Annotated in this window: 20 protein-coding genes; 7 read left to right on the top strand and 13 right to left on the bottom strand. The window is 58.8% G+C overall.

Annotation, left to right across the window (positions count from 1 at the left end; translation table 11 throughout):
- The first annotated feature begins 111 nt into the window (after window positions 1–111).
- Complete coding sequence (locus tag RBR25_RS06130) at window positions 112–543, top strand: pyridoxamine 5'-phosphate oxidase family protein (protein ID WP_432818658.1); 432 nt, start codon at window positions 112–114, stop codon at window positions 541–543.
- Between the two features lie 262 nt (window positions 544–805).
- Window positions 806–1,288, top strand: coding sequence for a PEP-CTERM sorting domain-containing protein (locus tag RBR25_RS06125; RefSeq protein ID WP_432818657.1), 483 nt, complete (start codon window positions 806–808; stop codon window positions 1,286–1,288).
- 253 nt (window positions 1,289–1,541) lie between these two features.
- Here RBR25_RS06125 and RBR25_RS06120 read toward each other — a convergent pair whose 3' ends face one another.
- Window positions 1,542–2,192 (bottom strand): DUF4126 domain-containing protein, encoded by a 651-nt coding sequence (locus tag RBR25_RS06120; protein ID WP_432818656.1) that lies wholly within the window; start codon window positions 2,190–2,192, stop codon window positions 1,542–1,544.
- 263 nt (window positions 2,193–2,455) lie between these two features.
- On the opposite strand from RBR25_RS06120, the gene RBR25_RS06115 reads away from it, so the two are divergent.
- Genes RBR25_RS06115 through cydB form a run of 4 tightly spaced genes read left to right on the top strand, consistent with a single transcriptional unit; the run spans window position 2,456 to window position 5,789 of the window.
- The gene (locus tag RBR25_RS06115; protein ID WP_432818655.1) at window positions 2,456–2,857 is read left to right on the top strand and encodes an RrF2 family transcriptional regulator; all 402 of its coding nucleotides are present in this window, start codon (window positions 2,456–2,458) and stop codon (window positions 2,855–2,857) included.
- A gap of 19 nt (window positions 2,858–2,876) precedes the next feature.
- Window positions 2,877–3,095, top strand: coding sequence for a DUF4492 domain-containing protein (locus RBR25_RS06110; protein ID WP_432818654.1), 219 nt, complete (start codon window positions 2,877–2,879; stop codon window positions 3,093–3,095).
- Between the two features lie 20 nt (window positions 3,096–3,115).
- Complete coding sequence (locus RBR25_RS06105; RefSeq protein WP_432818653.1) at window positions 3,116–4,651, top strand: cytochrome ubiquinol oxidase subunit I; 1,536 nt, start codon at window positions 3,116–3,118, stop codon at window positions 4,649–4,651.
- A 1-nt stretch (window position 4,652) separates the two neighbouring features.
- Complete coding sequence (gene cydB / locus RBR25_RS06100) at window positions 4,653–5,789, top strand: cytochrome d ubiquinol oxidase subunit II (RefSeq protein WP_432818652.1); 1,137 nt, start codon at window positions 4,653–4,655, stop codon at window positions 5,787–5,789.
- A 211-nt stretch (window positions 5,790–6,000) separates the two neighbouring features.
- On the opposite strand, the gene RBR25_RS06095 is transcribed toward cydB, so the two are convergent.
- The 3 genes from RBR25_RS06095 to RBR25_RS06085 all read right to left on the bottom strand — a co-directional run bounded on the left by RBR25_RS06095 (window position 6,001) and on the right by RBR25_RS06085 (window position 9,055).
- Window positions 6,001–6,201, bottom strand: coding sequence for a cold-shock protein (locus RBR25_RS06095; RefSeq protein ID WP_092057441.1), 201 nt, complete (start codon window positions 6,199–6,201; stop codon window positions 6,001–6,003).
- A gap of 235 nt (window positions 6,202–6,436) precedes the next feature.
- A complete protein-coding gene (locus RBR25_RS06090; protein WP_432818651.1) occupies window positions 6,437–8,662 on the bottom strand; it encodes a Cache 3/Cache 2 fusion domain-containing protein in 2,226 nt (741 codons plus the stop codon).
- Between the two features lie 111 nt (window positions 8,663–8,773).
- Entirely contained in the window at window positions 8,774–9,055 is a 282-nt protein-coding gene (locus RBR25_RS06085; protein ID WP_432818650.1) for an EscU/YscU/HrcU family type III secretion system export apparatus switch protein, read from the bottom strand.
- Between the two features lie 152 nt (window positions 9,056–9,207).
- Here RBR25_RS06085 and RBR25_RS06080 point away from each other — a divergent pair, with 152 nt between their 5' ends.
- The gene (locus tag RBR25_RS06080) at window positions 9,208–10,203 is read left to right on the top strand and encodes a GGDEF domain-containing response regulator (RefSeq protein ID WP_432818649.1); all 996 of its coding nucleotides are present in this window, start codon (window positions 9,208–9,210) and stop codon (window positions 10,201–10,203) included.
- A gap of 210 nt (window positions 10,204–10,413) precedes the next feature.
- Here RBR25_RS06080 and RBR25_RS06075 read toward each other — a convergent pair whose 3' ends face one another.
- From RBR25_RS06075 to RBR25_RS06035, 9 genes are all read right to left on the bottom strand, one after another.
- Entirely contained in the window at window positions 10,414–11,100 is a 687-nt protein-coding gene (locus RBR25_RS06075; protein WP_432818648.1) for a PilZ domain-containing protein, read from the bottom strand.
- 32 nt (window positions 11,101–11,132) lie between these two features.
- Window positions 11,133–11,801 carry a PilZ domain-containing protein gene (locus tag RBR25_RS06070; RefSeq protein ID WP_432818647.1) on the bottom strand — a complete coding sequence of 223 codons (669 nt, stop codon included), beginning with the start codon at window positions 11,799–11,801 and terminating at the stop codon, window positions 11,133–11,135.
- A gap of 152 nt (window positions 11,802–11,953) precedes the next feature.
- Entirely contained in the window at window positions 11,954–12,421 is a 468-nt protein-coding gene (locus RBR25_RS06065; RefSeq protein WP_432818646.1) for a PilZ domain-containing protein, read from the bottom strand.
- A 115-nt stretch (window positions 12,422–12,536) separates the two neighbouring features.
- Window positions 12,537–12,944, bottom strand: a complete 408-nt coding sequence (locus tag RBR25_RS06060; RefSeq protein ID WP_432818645.1) for a hypothetical protein — start codon at window positions 12,942–12,944, stop codon at window positions 12,537–12,539.
- Between the two features lie 15 nt (window positions 12,945–12,959).
- Window positions 12,960–13,421: a flagellar export chaperone FliS gene (gene fliS, locus RBR25_RS06055; RefSeq protein WP_432818644.1), complete on the bottom strand. Its 462-nt coding sequence runs from the start codon at window positions 13,419–13,421 to the stop codon at window positions 12,960–12,962.
- Window positions 13,422–13,433: 12 nt separating this feature from the next.
- Window positions 13,434–14,798, bottom strand: coding sequence for a flagellar filament capping protein FliD (fliD, locus tag RBR25_RS06050; protein WP_432818643.1), 1,365 nt, complete (start codon window positions 14,796–14,798; stop codon window positions 13,434–13,436).
- A 29-nt stretch (window positions 14,799–14,827) separates the two neighbouring features.
- Window positions 14,828–15,172 (bottom strand): flagellar protein FlaG, encoded by a 345-nt coding sequence (locus RBR25_RS06045; protein WP_432818642.1) that lies wholly within the window; start codon window positions 15,170–15,172, stop codon window positions 14,828–14,830.
- Between the two features lie 104 nt (window positions 15,173–15,276).
- Window positions 15,277–16,080 carry a flagellin gene (locus RBR25_RS06040; RefSeq protein ID WP_432818641.1) on the bottom strand — a complete coding sequence of 268 codons (804 nt, stop codon included), beginning with the start codon at window positions 16,078–16,080 and terminating at the stop codon, window positions 15,277–15,279.
- 260 nt (window positions 16,081–16,340) lie between these two features.
- A complete protein-coding gene (locus RBR25_RS06035; RefSeq protein WP_432818640.1) occupies window positions 16,341–17,123 on the bottom strand; it encodes a flagellin in 783 nt (260 codons plus the stop codon).
- Between the last annotated feature and the right edge of the window lie 341 nt (window positions 17,124–17,464).

Genomic DNA, 17,464 nt, shown 5'->3' with positions numbered 1-17,464 from the left:
AATAGCCACAAAGCTGGATAAAAGGCAACATTCATGAAAATCGGACTTTATGCCAAGCGGGAATTCCCCTATAAAAAGTATCGGAGGAAGCATCGATCAAAGGAGAAAACCATGCACGCGGCGCACGCCATGGAATTCATCAACCAGCCGGGGCGATTCGGGATTCTGGCCACCAGCGGGGAAACCGGGGAGAGCAACGCCGCCCTCTTCGCCTCGGCGCGCATGCCCGATGAACGGACTCTGGTTCTCGGTCTCAGCGAAAACCGCAGCCTGACCTATTTGCGCGCCAATCCCCGGGCCTGCTTCCTGGCCTTCGAGCCGGGAGCCAATCCCCTGCTCTGGCGGGGTTGTCGCCTCTATCTGCGGGTGGAGGAAATCAGCACCTCCGGCCCGCTCTTCGAAACCCTCGTCGCCGGGGCCCAGAAGCAGGCCGGCGAACGGGCCGCCGGCGCCATCCGCGCTGCGGTCCGCTTCGCAGTCACCGCCATCCGCCCTCTCATCGACCTTCCCCGGCGGAGCCGGCGCCAGGGGGTGAAAGAATGACCGACAGAACCGTAAGGTGGGCCGACACTTCCGCTACCTCTGGACAAGCCGCATAACCTGTTGAGAAATATGTGAAATTTTACGGAATAGATACCGACCGCAATAGAGCCCAGGTCCACCGTCGGACTACTTTACACAAAACCTCCGGCTAACGAGAAAACTTGTTTAATTCCGAGCTCTTGTACGTGGCCTAATTTTTGCTGACAAAAATCGAATCACTCTAAGGCTGAGGACAATCGGCCTTTTTCCACAAGGAGGGACCATGAAACATCTTTTTGCCGTCGTGGCGGGCCTGACACTCTTTCTGACCTGCTTCATCCCATCGGGACACGCCACCTTCATCGCGTGTGACACTCCCTTCGACCAGGTTGGCAACTGTCCTCAACCGGCCGGTTCTGGCGGCATCAAGGGGTTCTTCGGCAACACGTCACCCCGCAACCGGTGGGATAACATCGACATTCGGGAATGTGGCGACAACGATGACCGAATTTGTTTTAACGACAACACGACCGACATCACCACCTTCTTCGATCAAATCTTGTCGCAGATTTCTAGTTGCGGGAACAAGCACCATTCCAACAGGAATTGTTGGAATGTTTCCGATATCTTTCCTATCTGTGGCAACAACCTCAATGCCGCCGGTGCGCAAAGCAATGCCATCAACGCCGTCCCCGAACCGTCGACCTGGATTCTTCTCGGTAGCGGATTGGTCGGCCTTGCGGCTTTTCGCCGGCGGACTCCCTGATTTTCCTCGCCTCTTCCCCGTTTTTGCTAAAGCGCCCGCCTCATCGGGCGCTTTTTTTAGCGCCGTTTAAAGATCCAATCCGCCCCAGAAATATGTCCTGACCGTACAGTCGCTTGCGGCAGGATGGAAGACGGTGGAGGACTCGCCGTCGTCGATCACACCCCGTAGCGTCTCGACGGCATCTGCCTTCCACCTAGCCCGTCAACCTGACCGACTGACATGAAAAAAGCCGGCAAAAGCCGGCTTTTTTATGTCACCCCCCATCCCCGCCGCTTTCCGGCGGCGGCAGTTCCATCCGTTCTTTCCGAAAGAGTCGCGCCACGGCATTGAGCACCCCTTTCACCCCCCGCCAGATTTTGGGCAGCAGCCAGATCATCAGCAGAATGAAAAGGATCAACGCCCCAACAAAGAGCCAGGGGGAATGGAGGGCCGTCCACAACCCGCCGATCACCAGCACGTCTTCGCCGACAGAAGCGAACCAGTTGCTGAAGGGTTCCGGTGAGGTATTGATCACGACCCGCGAGCCGGCCTTGGTCAGATGGGTGCCGGCGGCGAGCCCGCCCCCAACCAGCCCAACGGCGATGGAGAGAGCCGGGCTGACATCACCGATGGCGCCCGCCGCCAGAACGGCGCCGGCGGGGATGCGAATGAAGGTGTGGATGGTGTCCCAGCCGGTGTCGACCCCGGGAGTCTTATCGGCGAAAAACTCGATAAAGTACATCACCCCGGCGGCGAAGATCACCATGGGGTCGGAGAGGACTTCGAGCCCCGGCGGCAAGGTCATGTTGCCGGTGGCTCCAAGCACGCCCAGAGTGAGAATGGCGGCATAGAGATTGATGCCGCTGGCCCAGGCGGCCCCCATGCTCAGGGCAATGGTCTGAATCAGCTGGTCGAGATGTTCCATGGACGGCTCCCTTCAACGGTTGCGTGACGCCGGGAATGGGATAAGCTTTGACTCAAACAAGAGACAATTTCGCTCCATAATAACCTTTTTTACGGTTAATAGTCAGCCCAAAGTGAAAATTCGCCCGCGAAGGGCAAAACCGATTGTTTGCGCGCTTTGTCGCAAAAAATCGCTCTTTTCGTTTTAAAAGACCAAAAAGATCCTTGACAGGCGTTGCCACAGAGGGTATATGAGACAAAAATGATCTTTTGGGTTTTAATTTTATGATGGGACTGACCCGCAAGGGAGAATATGCGATTCGCGGCATGATCTACCTGGCTCGCCAAGAGCCGGGGAAGCTCATTCTGGTCAACGAGATTGCCGAAACCGTCGACGTGCCCCAGAGCTTTCTGGCGAAGATCTTCCAAGGGCTCACGCGTCTCGGCTTGGTACGCTCCAGCCGGGGCGCAGGCGGTGGTTTCACCTTGGCCCGGCCGGCGGCGGAGATCAGCCTGCGCGAGGTGATCGAGGCGGTGGAAGGGCCGATCTGCGCCAACCGCTGCGTGCTCGATGACGGGTTCTGCAACCGTAGCGCCCATTGCACGGTGCATCCGGTCTGGCACCGGGTACAGGATCAGGTCGGCGCCATTCTCGATGGCGTCAGTCTTGCCGAATTGAGTAAATAACGACTCAGGAGTTCCACCCATGCTGAAAAAGATCTGGCACTTTTATCGGGACGGTTTCCGCGCCATGGTCCTGGGGCGCACCCTCTGGAAAATCGTCCTGATCAAGGTCGCCGTACTCCTGGCTCTCGCCAACTTCATCCTCCCCGACTACCTCAATCGCAACTTCAATACGGCCCAGCAACGGGCCGCCCACGTTCTCGACAATCTCACCCCGCCCGGCAGCGCATCCGGGCAATAAAATTTTCTCAGGAGGCTCCCGTGATTGAAGCACTCGACCTGTCGATGGTCAACTGGGCCCGGGCCCAATTTGCCCTCACTGCCATGTTCCACTGGATTTTCGTCCCCCTGACCTTGGGTCTTTCCTTCCTGCTGGCTTTTTTCGAGACCCTCTACGTCCGCACCGGCAATGAGGTCTGGAAACGCATCACCAAGTTCTGGATGTCCCTTTTCGCCATCAACTTCGCCATCGGCGTCGCCACCGGCATCATCCTCGAATTCGAGTTCGGTACCAACTGGTCGAACTATTCGTGGATGGTCGGCGACATCTTCGGCGCGCCCCTGGCCGCCGAGGGGATCTTTGCCTTCTTCATCGAGGCAACCTTCTTCGCGGTGATGTTCTTCGGCTGGAATCGGGTCTCGAAGGGTTTCCACCTGCTCTCCACCTGGATGGTGGCAATCGGCTCCAACCTCTCGGCTCTGTGGATTCTGGTCGCCAATGGCTGGATGCAATACCCCGTCGGCATGAAGTTCAACCCGGAAAGCGCCCGCTTCGAGATGGAAAACTTCTTCGAAGTGCTGCTGTCGCCGGTAGCCGTCGGCAAGTTCACCCATGCCACCAGTTCCAGTTTCCAGCTTGCCTGCCTCTTCGTGGTCGCCGTCTGCTCCTGGTTTCTGCTTCGCCGCCGCCACCAGGAAATGGCCAAACGCAGCATCATCGTCGCCTCGATCTTCGGCCTTTTCGCCTCCGGTTTCGTTGCCTTCACCGGTGACGAGGCGGCGCATACGGCGGGGCAGGTCCAGCCCATGAAACTGGCGGCCATGGAAGGCCTCTACGACGGCGAGGTTGGTGCGCCCCTGCTGATCTTCGGCATTCCCAATCTCGACAAACGTCCGGGGGACGATCTGCCCGCCTTCCACGAGGCGGTGGGCATCCCCTACGCTCTCTCCTTTCTCACCAACCGCTCCTTCAACAGCTTCGTTCCGGGCATCAACGACCTGCTTTACGGCAACCCCGAGCATGGCGTGATGGGAGTCACCGAGAAGATGGCCCTGGGCAAGCAGGCGGTGGAACAGCTCGCCTTCTACAAGGGGGCGAAAAAGGTCGGCAATGAAGCGGCAGCGCAACAGGCCTTGGTCGGCTTTGAGGAGATCAGCCCCTATCTCGGCTACGGCTACCTGAACAGCGCGGAAGAGGCGGTCCCCCCCATCGCCCTCAACTTCTTCAGCTTCCGCATCATGGTCGGCCTGGGAATCTTCTTTCCCATCCTCTTTCTGGTCTTTGTGTTCGCTACCCTCTACGACAAGGTGGCCGAGCAGAAGTGGCTGCTGGTCACCGGCGTCGCCTCCCTCTTCCTCGGCTATATCGCCTCGGAAGCGGGCTGGGTCGTTGCCGAGGTCGGCCGCCAGCCCTGGGCCATCCAAGGGCTGCTGCCGGTAAGCGTAGCCCGTTCCAACCTGACCGCAGCGACAGTGGCGGGAACCTTCTTCATGTTCCTGTTCCTCTTCACCGTGCTTCTCGTCGCGGAAGTCCGCATCATGCTCAAACAAATCGCCATCGGTCCGGAGGAGAACTGATATGATCGGCAGCCTGGAACTGACTCAACTGCAGCAACTCTGGTGGATTATCTGCTCCTTGGTGGGCGCGCTCTTCATCTTCATGAACTTCGTTCAGGGGGGGCAGACCCTGATGTTCACCCTCGCCAAAACGCCCGAGGAGAAGACCCTGATCATCAACTCCCTGGGGCGCAAGTGGGAACTGACCTTCACCACCCTGGTCCTCTTCGGCGGAGCGCTCTTCGCCGCCTTTCCGCTCTTTTACGCGACCAGCTTCGGCGGCGCCTACTGGGTGTGGATCGCCATCCTCTTCACCTTCATCATCCAGGCGGTAAGCTATGAATTCCGCCGCAAACCCAACAATTTCCTCGGCGCCGGCACCTACGAAGCCTTCCTCTTCATCAACGGCAGCATCGGCCTGCTGCTGATCGGCGCTGCGGTCGGCACCTTTTTCACCGGCTCGAACTTTCTGCTCAACGACTACAATTTCGTCAAGTGGCAGCACCCCCTGCGCGGGCTGGAAGCCGCCTTCAACCTTTTCAATATTTCGCTCGGCGTTTTTCTGATCTTCAATGCCCGCACCCTGGGCGCCCTCTACTTGGCCAACAACCTCAACCACGACGAACTGGTGGGGCGCTGCCGCCGGGCGGCCTTCGTCAATCTGCTCTGTTCCTTGCCCTTCCTGCTCATCATTCTCGGCGGTCTGCTCACCATGGACGGTTACGCCGTCGATGCCGCCACCGGCGCGGTCTCGCTGGAGGCCGGAAAATATCTCGACAACCTGCTCGGCATGCCGGTCGTACTTCTTCTACTCCTCGCCGGGTTGCTGCTGGTCGTCGCCGGCGTCTACCTCGCCCATTACCGGAAAAGTACCCAGGGGATCTGGCTTTCCGGTCCGGGAACGGTGCTGGTGGTGCTGGCCCTGCTCTTCATCGCCGGCTTCAACGGCACGGCCTTCTACCCCTCCAAGGTCGATCTGCAAAGCAGCCTGACCATCTACAACGCTTCCAGTAGCCATTACACCCTGACCGCGATGAGCTATATCGCCTTGGCCGTCCCCGTCGTCCTCGCCTATATCGCCTATGTCTGGCGGTCAATGGATGCCGGCAAACTCTCCCTCGAAGACGTGGCCAAAGACGGCGAAAACGAAGCCTACTGAGATTTTGATTTCATAGAGAGGAGATTGCCCCATGATCTACATCATGATCTTCGGCTGGTTCGCGCTGATTCTTACATCCTATCTTGCCGTGGAAGGGATATTGCGCCTTTCCGGCCGAATCTGAGCCACGCCCCAAAACCAAAGACGAAACGCAAAAAGGCTCCCCGGATAACCGGGGAGCCTTTTTGCGTGGGGCTATGTCCAGAAAGGATTAGATTCTGGTTACGTTGGCGGCCTGGGGGCCTTTCTGCCCCTGAGTCACCTCGAAGCGAACCCGGTCCCCTTCGGCCAGGGACTTGAAGCCGTCGCCCTGGATCGAGGAGAAATGCACGAATACGTCGGGGCCGTTGTCCTGCTCGATGAAACCAAACCCTTTCGCGTCATTGAACCACTTTACAGTACCTTCAGCCATTGTTTTCCTGCTCCTTTTTGTTCCGATACGGATACGTTGTGCGTTACACCGAAGAGGCTTGCCCAAAAAAAAACCGCCAGCCAGAGGTCTGCGCGGTTGTTGATAACTGACTGACGATCAATCGGTCCGGGTTCCGCTTCAGTACAACTTTTCTGCTTTCGGACTATTGCATGCCCTCCGAAAAAAAATCAAGCCTTTTTTTAAAACACCGGTTTTCCCTCTGCAGCGGCAGACGTCAGGCGTTCTTGGGTAGCCCCACCACTACCCGCGTTCCTTGTCCCACCCGACTGTCAATCTCCACATGCCCGCCGTGGGCATCGACGATATGGCGCACAATGCTCATCCCCAGGCCGGTCCCTTCGACGGCGGTATTGGACGTGTCGGCACGATAGAACTTGTCGAAAACCTTTTCCACCTGTTCCGGGGTCATGCCGATCCCCTCGTCTTCGACGTAAATCCGATATTCGTCGGCATCGTCACGCCCCGTGACCCGAATTACCCCGCCTTGGGGCGAAAACTTGACGGCATTGCCGAAAATATTTTCGAGAACCTGTTCGATCTTGCCCACATCCACCGCGAGCACAGCCGGTTCATCGGCCACCTGGAGTTCAATCCGATGCTTTCCAGTCAGACGTCCCGCCGCAGCCACCGCCTGGCGCAACAGGGCATTGAGGTCGCAGGCGGTCTTTTCCAGGGGCAGGGCGTGGCCCGATTCGATGCGGCTGACATCGAGCAGGTCATCGACAATCTTGGACAGGTTCCAGGCCTTGCGATTGATGTAGTCGAGAGACTTGCGCTCTTCCTCGGTGAGATGCCCGGACTGGGAGATCAGCAACTCCGAATAGCCGACGATGGATGAGAGGGGAGTGCGCAATTCATGGGCGGCGGTGGAAATGAACTCGCTCTTCATGCGGTCGATGCGCCGCTCGCTGGTTACGTCATGCATGATGATGATGGTTCCGGCCGCCCCCCTGCCCTGTCGATGCACCCGCGAGGTGCGCCCTTCGAGAATGCGCCCGGCGGCACCGCCGGTCCCGGGCAACTCCAGATCGAAACGCGTCCCTCCCTGCTTCGGTTCCAGAGCGGCGAGGATCCGCCGCCGCACGGCGGGATCGCCGATGACCTTCCGCAGGGGGCGGAAGCGGGCTTTTTTCAAAGGCATGCCGAGAAACTCCTCGGCCGCCTGGCTGAGAAGCAGCACCCGGTCCCGCGCATCGACGGCAATCAGGATGTCGGTCACCGATTTGAGAATACTGTCCACCCGCAAACTGATGCTTCGCGCCACCAGATAGCCGACGGGAATCGCGAGGAGCATCATGACCAGGGCGCTTCCCCCCAGCCAGCGCCCCATGTCGCGCAGCGCCTCGACCATCCGCTCCTGGCTTTCGCGCAGATCGCTCTCGTAGTACCCGGCACCGATCACCCAGTCCCAGGGGGCGAAATAGGCGATGGCCACCGCCTTGTACCGGGGTTCGGTCTCCCCGGGATTCTTCCAGGGATAGCGTTCGAAGGCGACGGGGATGTTGTCCTCCCGCTGGTAGAGAGGCAAGGAGAGAGCTTTGCCGATGATTGCCTGGATGAAAAGGCGCCCGTCGCTGTCCTGTGAGGCCCAGAGATTCTCCCCGTCCCGCTCGCCGTTCTGGGAGATGATGTAACGCCCCTGGTGTTCGCCCTTGCCGCCGAGGACATAGACGTAGCCGGTCTTGCCGACCACCATATCCATGATCCCCTGGCGCAGGCTTTCGACATTCTCCTGCTTGACCCCAACGTAGAGGGCGCCGATCACCTGATCCCCCGCTTCATCGAAAATCGGCCGATACGCGGTGAGATACCAGTCGTTGACCACATACGCCATTCCGCTGAAGGTCTCGCCGCGCAACACGGCCTCGACCACCGGGTTACGGTCGCCGTCGGGGTTGACGCTGGGGATGTAGGTGCCGATGGCCCGCCGCCCCTCCGAATCCTCCACGTTGGTCGCCACCCGCAGCATGTCGCCGGCGTCATTGATGCGCTGAAAGATGGTCGCCGTCCCCCCGACCAGATCGCAAACGGCATCGACCACCGCCGTAGGGGTCGCGAAATCGTCGTTTTTTCCCAGCCACCGGCCGCCTACCAGCAGCGGCGGCAGAAAGACGTCCGTCACCTCGCCGGTAAACTGGTTGCGCGCCTCCCAGCGCAGGCTTTCCCGGCCGAGACTCACCTTGCCGGCACGGGCAAGAACATCCCCGGCAACCCGCAGGTTGGTGTCGACGGTCTTCTGCACCGACTCCTGGGCCGAACGGCACATGAGATAGACGGCCTGGGCGATCTTGCGCGCCTCGTTCTGCGCCTGAGCCTCGATTTCATGACCGAAAAAGGTTTGGAGAATCCCCTTCTGATAAAGACCGACACCGAAGGCGATAAGCACCGTCAGCAGAATGGGCAGTATCGCCAGAATAGTGATTTTCAGACCGACTTTCACAAAAGACTCCGGCGTAAGGGCTTGTGCGGGCAGAAAAGAAGGTTAATTCTGCTTTATGTAACGGGAAAAAGCAAATATTTTGCGGCAGGAAGAAGGGGGAGAAGAAATCGATCAATCACCGGCAGAGTAGCGGCCATTGACCCGATAGACAAACGCGAGAATTTCCGCGACGGCCTGATAAAGCTCGGGGGGGATGTCGTCCCCCACCGGCAGCTTCGCCAGCAGTTCCACCAGATCGGCATCCTCCATGATGTAGACCCCGGCGGCCCGGGCCGTTTCGACGATCTTCTCGGCCAAGGCGCCGCGGCCGCTGGCGACAATGCGCGGCGCATCCCCCTGCTCCTTGTCGTAAAGGAGGGCAACCGCCTTGTCCACCGGTTTATCCTGCGCCATGAATGACTCCGTTGCGAATGGGACCGTTCCTCCCCAGACCCGCCCTCGCCCTGGATTCGTGGGAGACAAGGAAGGTTTCGGTATTTTCCCCTAAAGACCGCTTCCGAACCGGTCGATAAGAAGGCAAACACAGACTTACCAGGGAGTATGCCATGCCCCGTACCGCCTTAATTATCGACCCTTCCCCGGCAGCCCGCAAGACTTTTGCACGCCTGCTCGCCTCCCTGAATCTTTTCGACGACCTGCTCTTCAGCGGCGACCGTCCGGAGACGGAAACCCAGCTGGGCCGGCATCCGATCGAGATGATCTTCTGCGGCTGGCGTCCGGAAACGGTCGAAACGCTGCGCGAGCTTCTCCGTGCCCTCGAAGAGAACGAAACCTGGAGCGACATTCCGGTCTTCGCCCTCGCCGACAAAGAGCAACTGTCAGAAAAGATTCTGGCCCTGGAACATGGCGCCGCCGATTATCAATCCTTCCGTGCCGACAAGCGCGAACTCGAAGCTCGCATCCGCCGGCAACTGCGCCAGCAGGAGCGGACCCGGAAACTGCGTCAGGAGAAAGACCTGCTCGCCAAACTCGCCCGCACCGACGCCCTGACCGGACTGCACAACCGCGCCCAGCTCGATACCTCCCTGGAGATCGAACTTTCCCGCACCCGCCGCACCCGCAACCCGTTGTCCCTGCTGATGATCGACCTCGACCACTTCAAACACATCAACGACACCTACGGGCACGCCGTCGGCGACCGGGTTCTGCGCGCCGTCGCCGAAAGCCTGGGGCAAATTACCCGCTGTTCCGACCTGGTCTGTCGCTACGGCGGCGAGGAATTCGCCGTGATCCTGCCGGACACCACCTCCGCCAACGCCTACGCCGTCGCCGAAAAAATCCGCCTGTCGCTCATGGCGTTGAATCTACGCGAGGGCCAGGCGACCATCCCGGTCACCGCCAGCATCGGCATCAGCGGCACCCGGCCGGAAGGCTTGACCCAAGCGGCCGAACTCCTCCGCGAAGCTGACCAGGCCCTCTATCTGAGCAAACAGCGGGGGCGCAACCGCACGGAACTGTTCCGCCCGCTTCGCCCGGCCAAACCGGGCAAACCGCTGCGTCCCTACCTCGCCTATCCCCGCTCCGCCGTGGCCTTTGCCTGAACAAGGCCGGCCGATAAGAGAAAAGCGCCGGCGAACAACCGGCGCTTTTTAGATCTTATGGAAAAAACGATTTCACCACCGAGGGCACAGAGAACACAGAGGAAAATCAGAGGGTTAAAACCTCAAGAAGAAAAGAGAAACTCAATCTGCCAGGCAAGACTCTCTTGAAATCTTTGTGTCTCAGTGGTCGTCAAGAGCCGTTCTTAGAAATCATTTTTCCGGCGGGCGCGGCTTCAGTAGCGACCCGAGAAACTCCACCCGCTCGCACATCTTGCGGAACTTGAGGCCCAGGCAAAATTCGGAGAGGCGACTGAACTGCTCCGGCGCCAGCTCGGTGAACTTCACCACCACCTCATGCCCTTGCCCTTCCTTCCGCCAGACCCCAACCACCTTGCCGGTTGCCGCCACGGGAAGCTCCTCCCCCGGCAGGCCGATTTCTACTCTCAGCATCTGCCCCAGCTCCTGGGGTGCCGCCGTCGTGAAGCGCATGCCGCCGTTGCTGAGATTCACTTCCAGCGACTCCCCCGCCGCCGGCGGAGTTCCGCCCACCGGCCAGAAACGCAGGTTGACCCGGGCGTCGACCCGGAAATGATGGCGGGTATCGCCGTGACTGCTTCCCCCCTCGATGCGCAGGCGAAGGAGATGTTCATCGAGCACCTTCTCGACCCGCGCCTGGATGGAAAACGTCGACAGCCCCGCTTCGCAGAAGACTCGGCACAGAGGCTCGCCGGCAAGGGGAATTTCAGCCAGCTCGCCGGGGAGAAAACGGGCTTCGAGCCCGTCGGGGGGGATAAAGCGGATCGCGCACTCCAGCACCCGCTCCCCCTCCGCAGTCGTCAGAGCGACCCGGGCGACGCGAAAATCCTCCAGCAATGTCAGCACATCCGGCGAAAACACGTCTTACCCCATCCGACCTTTCAGTCCCAGAATCAACGCACCTTGACCCGCATGCGCAGCTGCTTGCGCTGCTCGGCCAGGCAGAAACGGATAATTTTATCCTGTTCAGTCTCTTCGATCTCCACCAGTTCGAGGGACGCCTGCTGACGCCCCTCCCCCTGCTCGACCAGACGCACCACGCGCCCCACCCCTTGGGCCACCTCGCCGTCAACCTCGGGCAGCCCCAACTCCAGTCCGAGCAGTTGGCCGATATGCAAGGGTTGATCGACCTCGAAACGCAGCCCGTTGCCGCTCAGATTGATCTGCCGACGGCGCACTTCCTGCTGACCGGAGGTTTTGTGGTCGACCAGCCAGATCTTGAGAAAAACTTCGGCATCAATACGGAAAAACTCCCGCTGCTGGGGACGTTCCTCGACCTTGACCGGTTGCAAACGCAGATATTTCTCCTCCAAGGCCTCGACCACCAGGGCACGCAGGAGAAAGACCTGCCCCGACCACTCGCAGGAGAGCGTGGCCTCGACGCCGGGGGTCAGCTCCGCCAGGGTCAACTGATGGGGGAAAAGTTCCAGCGCAAAGTCGGTCTCATCGACCTTGCCGACCTTCCCTTCGAGAAAGACCGAACCCGTGGGGGTCGGCAGTACCACCTTGACCATGGGCAAGGCCCCCATGTGGGCCAGAAGTTCATCCACGCGCATCGTCATCCCCTTTCCCGGCTTGCACAGCCTATCCTTTATGTATACGGATTGGCCGGTATCGCGCAACCCATTAGTTCAGAACGCCCCGGCTGTCGGAAAAAACATCCCCCCGGTGGAGACCGGAGGGATGGATGGAATTCTCACGAAGTCGAAAGCGATCAAACCATGTGTACCCGCACCTTTTCCCGCAACTGTTTACGCTGTTCAGACAGGCAGAAGGCGATGATGCGGTCCTGGTCGCGGGCGGCCAAGGTCTCGAAAACAAAGGCCGCATGTCGGGCGCCGTCCGCAGCGGTGAACAGCCGGACAACTTCTCCGACGCAGCGCACCAGGGCCGACTGGCCGGGAAATTCCAGTTCGAGCCAGGCTTTTTCCCCAACGGAGAGGGGCTCGACAATCGCGAAACTGATGCCGCCGCCGCTGAGATTCACCTCCCGCCACTGGCGCTCGGGGCTTTGCCGTTCGGCGCGTAGCGGCCGGTAACGAACCGCGATTTCCGTATCGATGCGAAAGAAGGCGCGCTCGTCGCTGGGCTCGTAAGCCAAGATCGACGCGGTCGCTTCTTCGGTAAAAGCAAAAGAAACGTGCGGGGATTTTTTCGGCAGGATTCTCGGCAGAGCGAACATAACAATTCTCCTTGGTCAAAGCAGAAGCCGAATATCTCTTCTTGCTTGTCTTATCGACCAAAGAGACGATTTTCTTAAGAAAAAAAACCGGGACAGCTTACCGCCCCGGTCCTTTTCAGTAACTTCCGCTCAAGCCCCGCCCGCGACTTTCCTCGGGCAGGCGATAACCGGCCAAGGCGGTCTGGTTCCCCTTGAGCTCGGCCAGCTCCGCCGCCAGCAACGCCTGATGGACCCGCGCCCGCTCCAAAAGCGCCTGGTTGCATTCGCTTGCCCGCTCCAGCAGTTCCCGGTATTCACGCCCCAAGGGAAGCAGGTGGGCCGGCAGTCCCTGACGGGTCACCTGCGCCATCAGCGCCGCATCGAGTTCCCGCACCTCGGCCTGGCAGGCTTCCATCGCCGCGACCCGTTCTTCGATCAACTCCCGCTCCCCCCGCGCGAGCGGCCCTTCGAGAGAGGCAAAGATCGCCAGCAATTCGCGGTATTGTTCCACCGTCTGCCGCAACAATGCATCCGTGCCGGTCATGGCGCCCCCGTCCGGTTAGAGGGCGACGGCCAGGGGGCGATATCCCGCGGGCGCCGCCTCATACTTTTTTGCGACGCTCTCGGAAGCCTCGGTAGCCTGCTCGGAACGCACCTTGTCGATGGCGTCGAGCCAGGTGTCGCGCATCCCGCTCAGCATCTCCCGCACCTCGCCCAGTTTGCTCGCGTCGTCTTGAATATTTGCCGCCAGCAGGGTGCGGATCATGTAGTCGTAAAGTGCCGCCAGGTTGGCCGCGATTTCGCCGCCGATCTCATGATCGAGCGTCGCCGAAAGCTCCGAGAGGATGGCGATAGCCTTGCTGATGCGTTCGCCGCGATAGGCAATTTTCCTGCTCGCCATCGCCTCTTCGGCCTCGCCGATGAAACGGATCGCCCCATTGTAGAGCATGATCAGCAGCTGCTCGGGAGAGGCCGTATTGACCTGATTCTCGAAGTATTGATTCATATAGGCAACGGACATCTTTCGGCCTCCTTAGCTTCCCATGTTGGACCAGACAGCGGCTTGCTGGCTGAAGTAGCTGGCTTGCGAATTCATCGAGCTGACCATTTGTTCCATGGCGGAGTACTTGGCGTAAAGCTGTTCCTCATAAGCCAAAAGCCGGTCTTCCCCCCGGGCAATTTCTTTGTCCAAACTGCGGAGGGAGCTTTCAATAATCGACTGCCTCCCGGCCAACAAACCGGTAGTAGGATTGGTAAAGCTGGTCAACGACTCCTTGAGCTGATCGGCAATCCCCTTGACGGCGATATCATCCCCCGACAACAGATTTTTGAGCCCATCCAGATTGTCGCTGATCATCTTGCTCAACTTGGTCGCATCAACCGCCAAGGAACCGTCCTTTTCGGTCTTGATCCCCAGCTGGTAAAGCCCGGAGCCGTCCGCCGAATTGAAAAGCTTACTCCGCAAGCTGCGCAACACCCCTTGCACCCCACTATCGTTTGCCAACGACTCGTTCTTTGAAGCCTTGACCAGATCATTGAACGCAGAGACAAAATCCTCGACCTTTTTCTGAATGCCCGCATTATCCGTGGTCACGGCGACATTGGTGGCGGTGATGGCATCCCATTCCAGGGTGTTGGGATCAAACCCGGAGGCGGCCTGCTTCAGATCGAGAGTCACACCGGGAATCGCTTCGGTCAGGGTGTTGCTGTCGCTGAGGATGGTGACCCCGTCCACCTGGACGATCGCCTGCTGGGCGCTGCGCGAGACGTCGGCATCCTTGATCGGAAAAGCGGCGCCGCCGGTCAGGCTTGAAGCATCCAAAGTGATATTGGATTCTTGTACCGTTTTGCCGGTCAGCACCAGGCGATAGGGGGTACCGCTGCCGTCGTTGATGATCGACGCGGTGACGCCGCTGTCGGTGCTTTTGGCGTTGATGGCGTCGCGGATGCCTTCGAGGGTGTTGTTGTTTTCATCGATGGTAATCTCGACGGCACCTGAAAGACCGGCATGGCTCAGTTGCAGACTTCCCGTGCCGAAGGTCGTGGTACTTTTATCCGCCACCCCTTGGTAGACGGACTTTTCTACCTGGGCCAACTGCCCGACCTTGATCTGGTAACTGCCAGGCACCGCCGAACTCGTCGCCGTAGCTGAAAGATAGGCGTCGGAACTCGCACTCGCCTGGGTGGCCAAGAGGTCGCGGCCGGTTTCAAGGGCATCGGCTTTCGCCAGCAGGGCATCGAGCTTGGAGTCAAAGGTTTTTATCGCCGTAAGACGGGCATTCTCCTGTGTCTTACGCTCTTCCAGACGAGTGATAGGGGTCCGTTTCACACCCACCAGCGCTTCGACGATGGCGTTGGTATCCATTCCCGAGGCGAGTCCACCTAAAGTAAAACTCATGATTTCCTCCCCAAGCTCGGCATCCCGCCCTAGCCCTTGTCGTCGACCAACAAACCGCGATAGTTGCGCAAATCCTTGGCTGTCTCCAGCACCTCTTCCGCCGGAATCTGCCGAACCAGTTCATCGGTTTGCCGGTCATAGATCTTGACCACCAACGCCTGGATATCCTTGTCCATCTCGAAACGTACGCTGTGCGTGCCGTTGTCGGTCAGGGCGGTAATCTTGTCGAGAATCTCTTCAGGCGCAACTTTTTTTTCATTCTTAGGGGACGTGCCGGTAAAGCCGCCGGAATCCCGATCCCGTTGCAGTCTCTCGGGAGCGGTCGCCTGCTGCTGTACCGTGTTGCCCGTGGGTGAAAATGATCCGATTTTCATGGCGAAACTCCCTCTCCCAGCCTTAAGGCCCTAGCCTTCAACAGCCGGGATGAAAAAACCGGGGGACGGGAGATCCGTCCCCCGGCATACTCCGGGCTATGAAATTACTGGAGCAGAGACAGAACGACTTGCGGCGATTGGTTGGCCTGGGCCAGAATCGAGACCCCCGCCTGTTGCAGAACGTTCGCCTTGGTCATTTCCGCCGTCTCGGCCGCGATGTCCGCATCCAGAATCTGAGATTTAGCGGCGGAGAGGTTCTCGGCCAAAGCAGCCGAGTTGGCGGCTCGGGATTCGAGGACGGTGATGGACTTACCAAACTCGCCCCTGACCGTGCTGACCGTGTCGATGGCGGTTTCGATTTGAGAGGCTGTAGAGGTACGGCCAACAGTCAGATCCGTACCGAAGCCCGAGATCTTCAACGTGAATGACTCACCAGCATTGTCACCATTTTCGCCAACGGTAAATTTGTAGCCAGTAGATTCAATATCACCACTCAGGAGATTTTTTGCATTGAACTTAGTATTAGTCACAACGTTGCCGACTTCCGTCGCGAGGGACGATATCTCCACGTTGATCGCTTCGATGTCGTCAGGGCTCAGAGCGCCGTCGCCCTTTTGGTTGACCAGCTCGCGCATCCGCTCAAGCATGTTGCCGACTTCCGCCAGGGCACCGTCGCCGGCTTTCGCCATGGAGACGCCGTCGTTGGCGTTACGTACCGACTGATTCAGGGCGCGGATCTTGCCGCCCAGACGGCTGGAGATACCCAGACCCGCCGCGTCGTCCTGTCCGCTGTTGATGCGCTTGCCGGTGGCCAGACGCTCCATCGATTTGGCCAGCTTGCTCTGGCTGCCGGACAGGTGACGTTGCGCATTGAGGGATGCCATATTGGTGTTGATAACCATTGCCATGATGTTCCTCCTTGAGGTGTGGTGACGGGCTTCCTTGCCCTTCGGGTTGTGTGTTCTAGAAGATTTCGCACGTTACGCCTGATCGAGTCACCCCCTTTCCCGGCAGTCTGGCGATCTCTTCCCTTGATCATCTTATCGACCGACCCGGTCGAAAACTTTAGAATTTTTTTCACATCCCGCTAAATATTTTTTAACTTCAATATTTTCAGGGCCTTATCTGTTTTTCATCATTCATCACTTATCACTCATCATTTTCTTACCTATCCTTGCAGCAACGACAGCACCGTCTGCGGCGACTGGTTGGCCTGAGCCAGAATCGAGACCCCGGCCTGTTGCAGCACATTCGCCTTGGTCATTTCCGCCGTCTCGGCCGCGATGTCCGCATCCAGAATCTGGGAACGGGCGGCGGAGAGGTTCTCGGCCAGGGCGGCCGAGTTGGCGGCGCGGGATTCGAGGACGGTGATGGACTTACCAAACTCGCCCCTGACCGTGCTTACCGTGTCGATGGCGGTTTCGATTTGAGAGGCTGTAGAGGTACGGCCAACATTCAGATCCGTACCGAAGCCCGAGATCTTCAACGTGTATGACTCACCAGCATTGTCACCATTTTCGCCAACGGTAAATTTGTAGCCAGTAGATTCAATCTCACCACTCAGGAGATTTTTTGCATTGAACTTAGTATTAGTCACAACGTTGCCGACTTCCGTCGCGAGGGACGATATCTCCCCATTGATCGCTTCGATGTCGTCAGGACTCAGAGCGCCGTCGCCCTTTTGGTTGACCAACTCGCGCATCCGCTCAAGCATGTTTCCGACTTCCGCCAAGGCACCGTCGCCGGCTTTCGCCATGGAGACGCCGTCGTTGGCGTTGCGTACCGACTGATTCAGGGCGCGAATCTTGCCACCCAACCGGCTGGAGATACCCAAGCCTGCCGCGTCGTCCTGTCCGCTGTTGATGCGCTTGCCGGTGGCCAGACGCTCCATCGATTTGGCCAGTTTGCTCTGGCTGCCGGAAAGGTGACGTTGCGCGTTGAGCGATGCCATGTTGGTGTTGATGACCATTGCCATGAGGGGCCTCCTGTGATGTGCGGTCGATAAAGAAAAATCGGCTAAAAACAACCGTTGTCGTCTCGTTGACCGTCTTTTCGACCCACAGCAGGGGAAACTTTAGATTTTTTTGGAAGGAAGGGGGGGGAGGGGCAAATGATGAATGCGGAATGATGAGTGATGAATGCGAAAAAGCAAAAATCTCTGATCCTCACCACCCGCTCGCTTCGCTCGCTAGAGGTCACAGAGGTCACCGAGGAAGACCGGAGGCAAAAGCAAGGTTTAACACCCTGAATTCAATGCCTTTCTCTGTGTTCTCTGTGTGCTCTGTGGTGAGA

The organism is Trichloromonas sp. (assembly GCF_034006665.1).
Classification (GTDB): Bacteria; Desulfobacterota; Desulfuromonadia; order Desulfuromonadales; family Trichloromonadaceae; genus Trichloromonas.
This window is presented reverse-complemented; position numbering and strand designations above follow the sequence as displayed.

Bases quoted from the DNA above. Each gene is read 5' to 3' on its own strand.
- fliS (WP_432818644.1), bottom strand. From the start codon at position 13,421: ATGTCCGTTGCCTATATGAATCAATACTTCGAGAATCAGGTCAATACG.
- RBR25_RS06040 (WP_432818641.1), bottom strand. From the start codon at position 16,080: ATGGCAATGGTTATCAACACCAATATGGCATCCCTCAATGCGCAACGT.
- RBR25_RS06035 (WP_432818640.1), bottom strand. From the start codon at position 17,123: ATGGCATCGCTCAACGCGCAACGTCACCTTTCCGGCAGCCAGAGCAAA.
- RBR25_RS06085 (WP_432818650.1), bottom strand. From the start codon at position 9,055: ATGGCGCAGGATAAACCGGTGGACAAGGCGGTTGCCCTCCTTTACGAC.
- RBR25_RS06070 (WP_432818647.1), bottom strand. From the start codon at position 11,801: ATGACGATGCGCGTGGATGAACTTCTGGCCCACATGGGGGCCTTGCCC.
- RBR25_RS06080 (WP_432818649.1), top strand. From the start codon at position 9,208: ATGCCCCGTACCGCCTTAATTATCGACCCTTCCCCGGCAGCCCGCAAG.
- RBR25_RS06130 (WP_432818658.1), top strand. From the start codon at position 112: ATGCACGCGGCGCACGCCATGGAATTCATCAACCAGCCGGGGCGATTC.
- RBR25_RS06115 (WP_432818655.1), top strand. From the start codon at position 2,456: ATGATGGGACTGACCCGCAAGGGAGAATATGCGATTCGCGGCATGATC.
- RBR25_RS06095 (WP_092057441.1), bottom strand. From the start codon at position 6,201: ATGGCTGAAGGTACTGTAAAGTGGTTCAATGACGCGAAAGGGTTTGGT.
- RBR25_RS06110 (WP_432818654.1), top strand. From the start codon at position 2,877: ATGCTGAAAAAGATCTGGCACTTTTATCGGGACGGTTTCCGCGCCATG.
- RBR25_RS06065 (WP_432818646.1), bottom strand. From the start codon at position 12,421: ATGTTCGCTCTGCCGAGAATCCTGCCGAAAAAATCCCCGCACGTTTCT.
- fliD (WP_432818643.1), bottom strand. From the start codon at position 14,798: ATGAGTTTTACTTTAGGTGGACTCGCCTCGGGAATGGATACCAACGCC.
- RBR25_RS06120 (WP_432818656.1), bottom strand. From the start codon at position 2,192: ATGGAACATCTCGACCAGCTGATTCAGACCATTGCCCTGAGCATGGGG.
- RBR25_RS06060 (WP_432818645.1), bottom strand. From the start codon at position 12,944: ATGACCGGCACGGATGCATTGTTGCGGCAGACGGTGGAACAATACCGC.
- RBR25_RS06125 (WP_432818657.1), top strand. From the start codon at position 806: ATGAAACATCTTTTTGCCGTCGTGGCGGGCCTGACACTCTTTCTGACC.
- RBR25_RS06045 (WP_432818642.1), bottom strand. From the start codon at position 15,172: ATGAAAATCGGATCATTTTCACCCACGGGCAACACGGTACAGCAGCAG.
- cydB (WP_432818652.1), top strand. From the start codon at position 4,653: ATGATCGGCAGCCTGGAACTGACTCAACTGCAGCAACTCTGGTGGATT.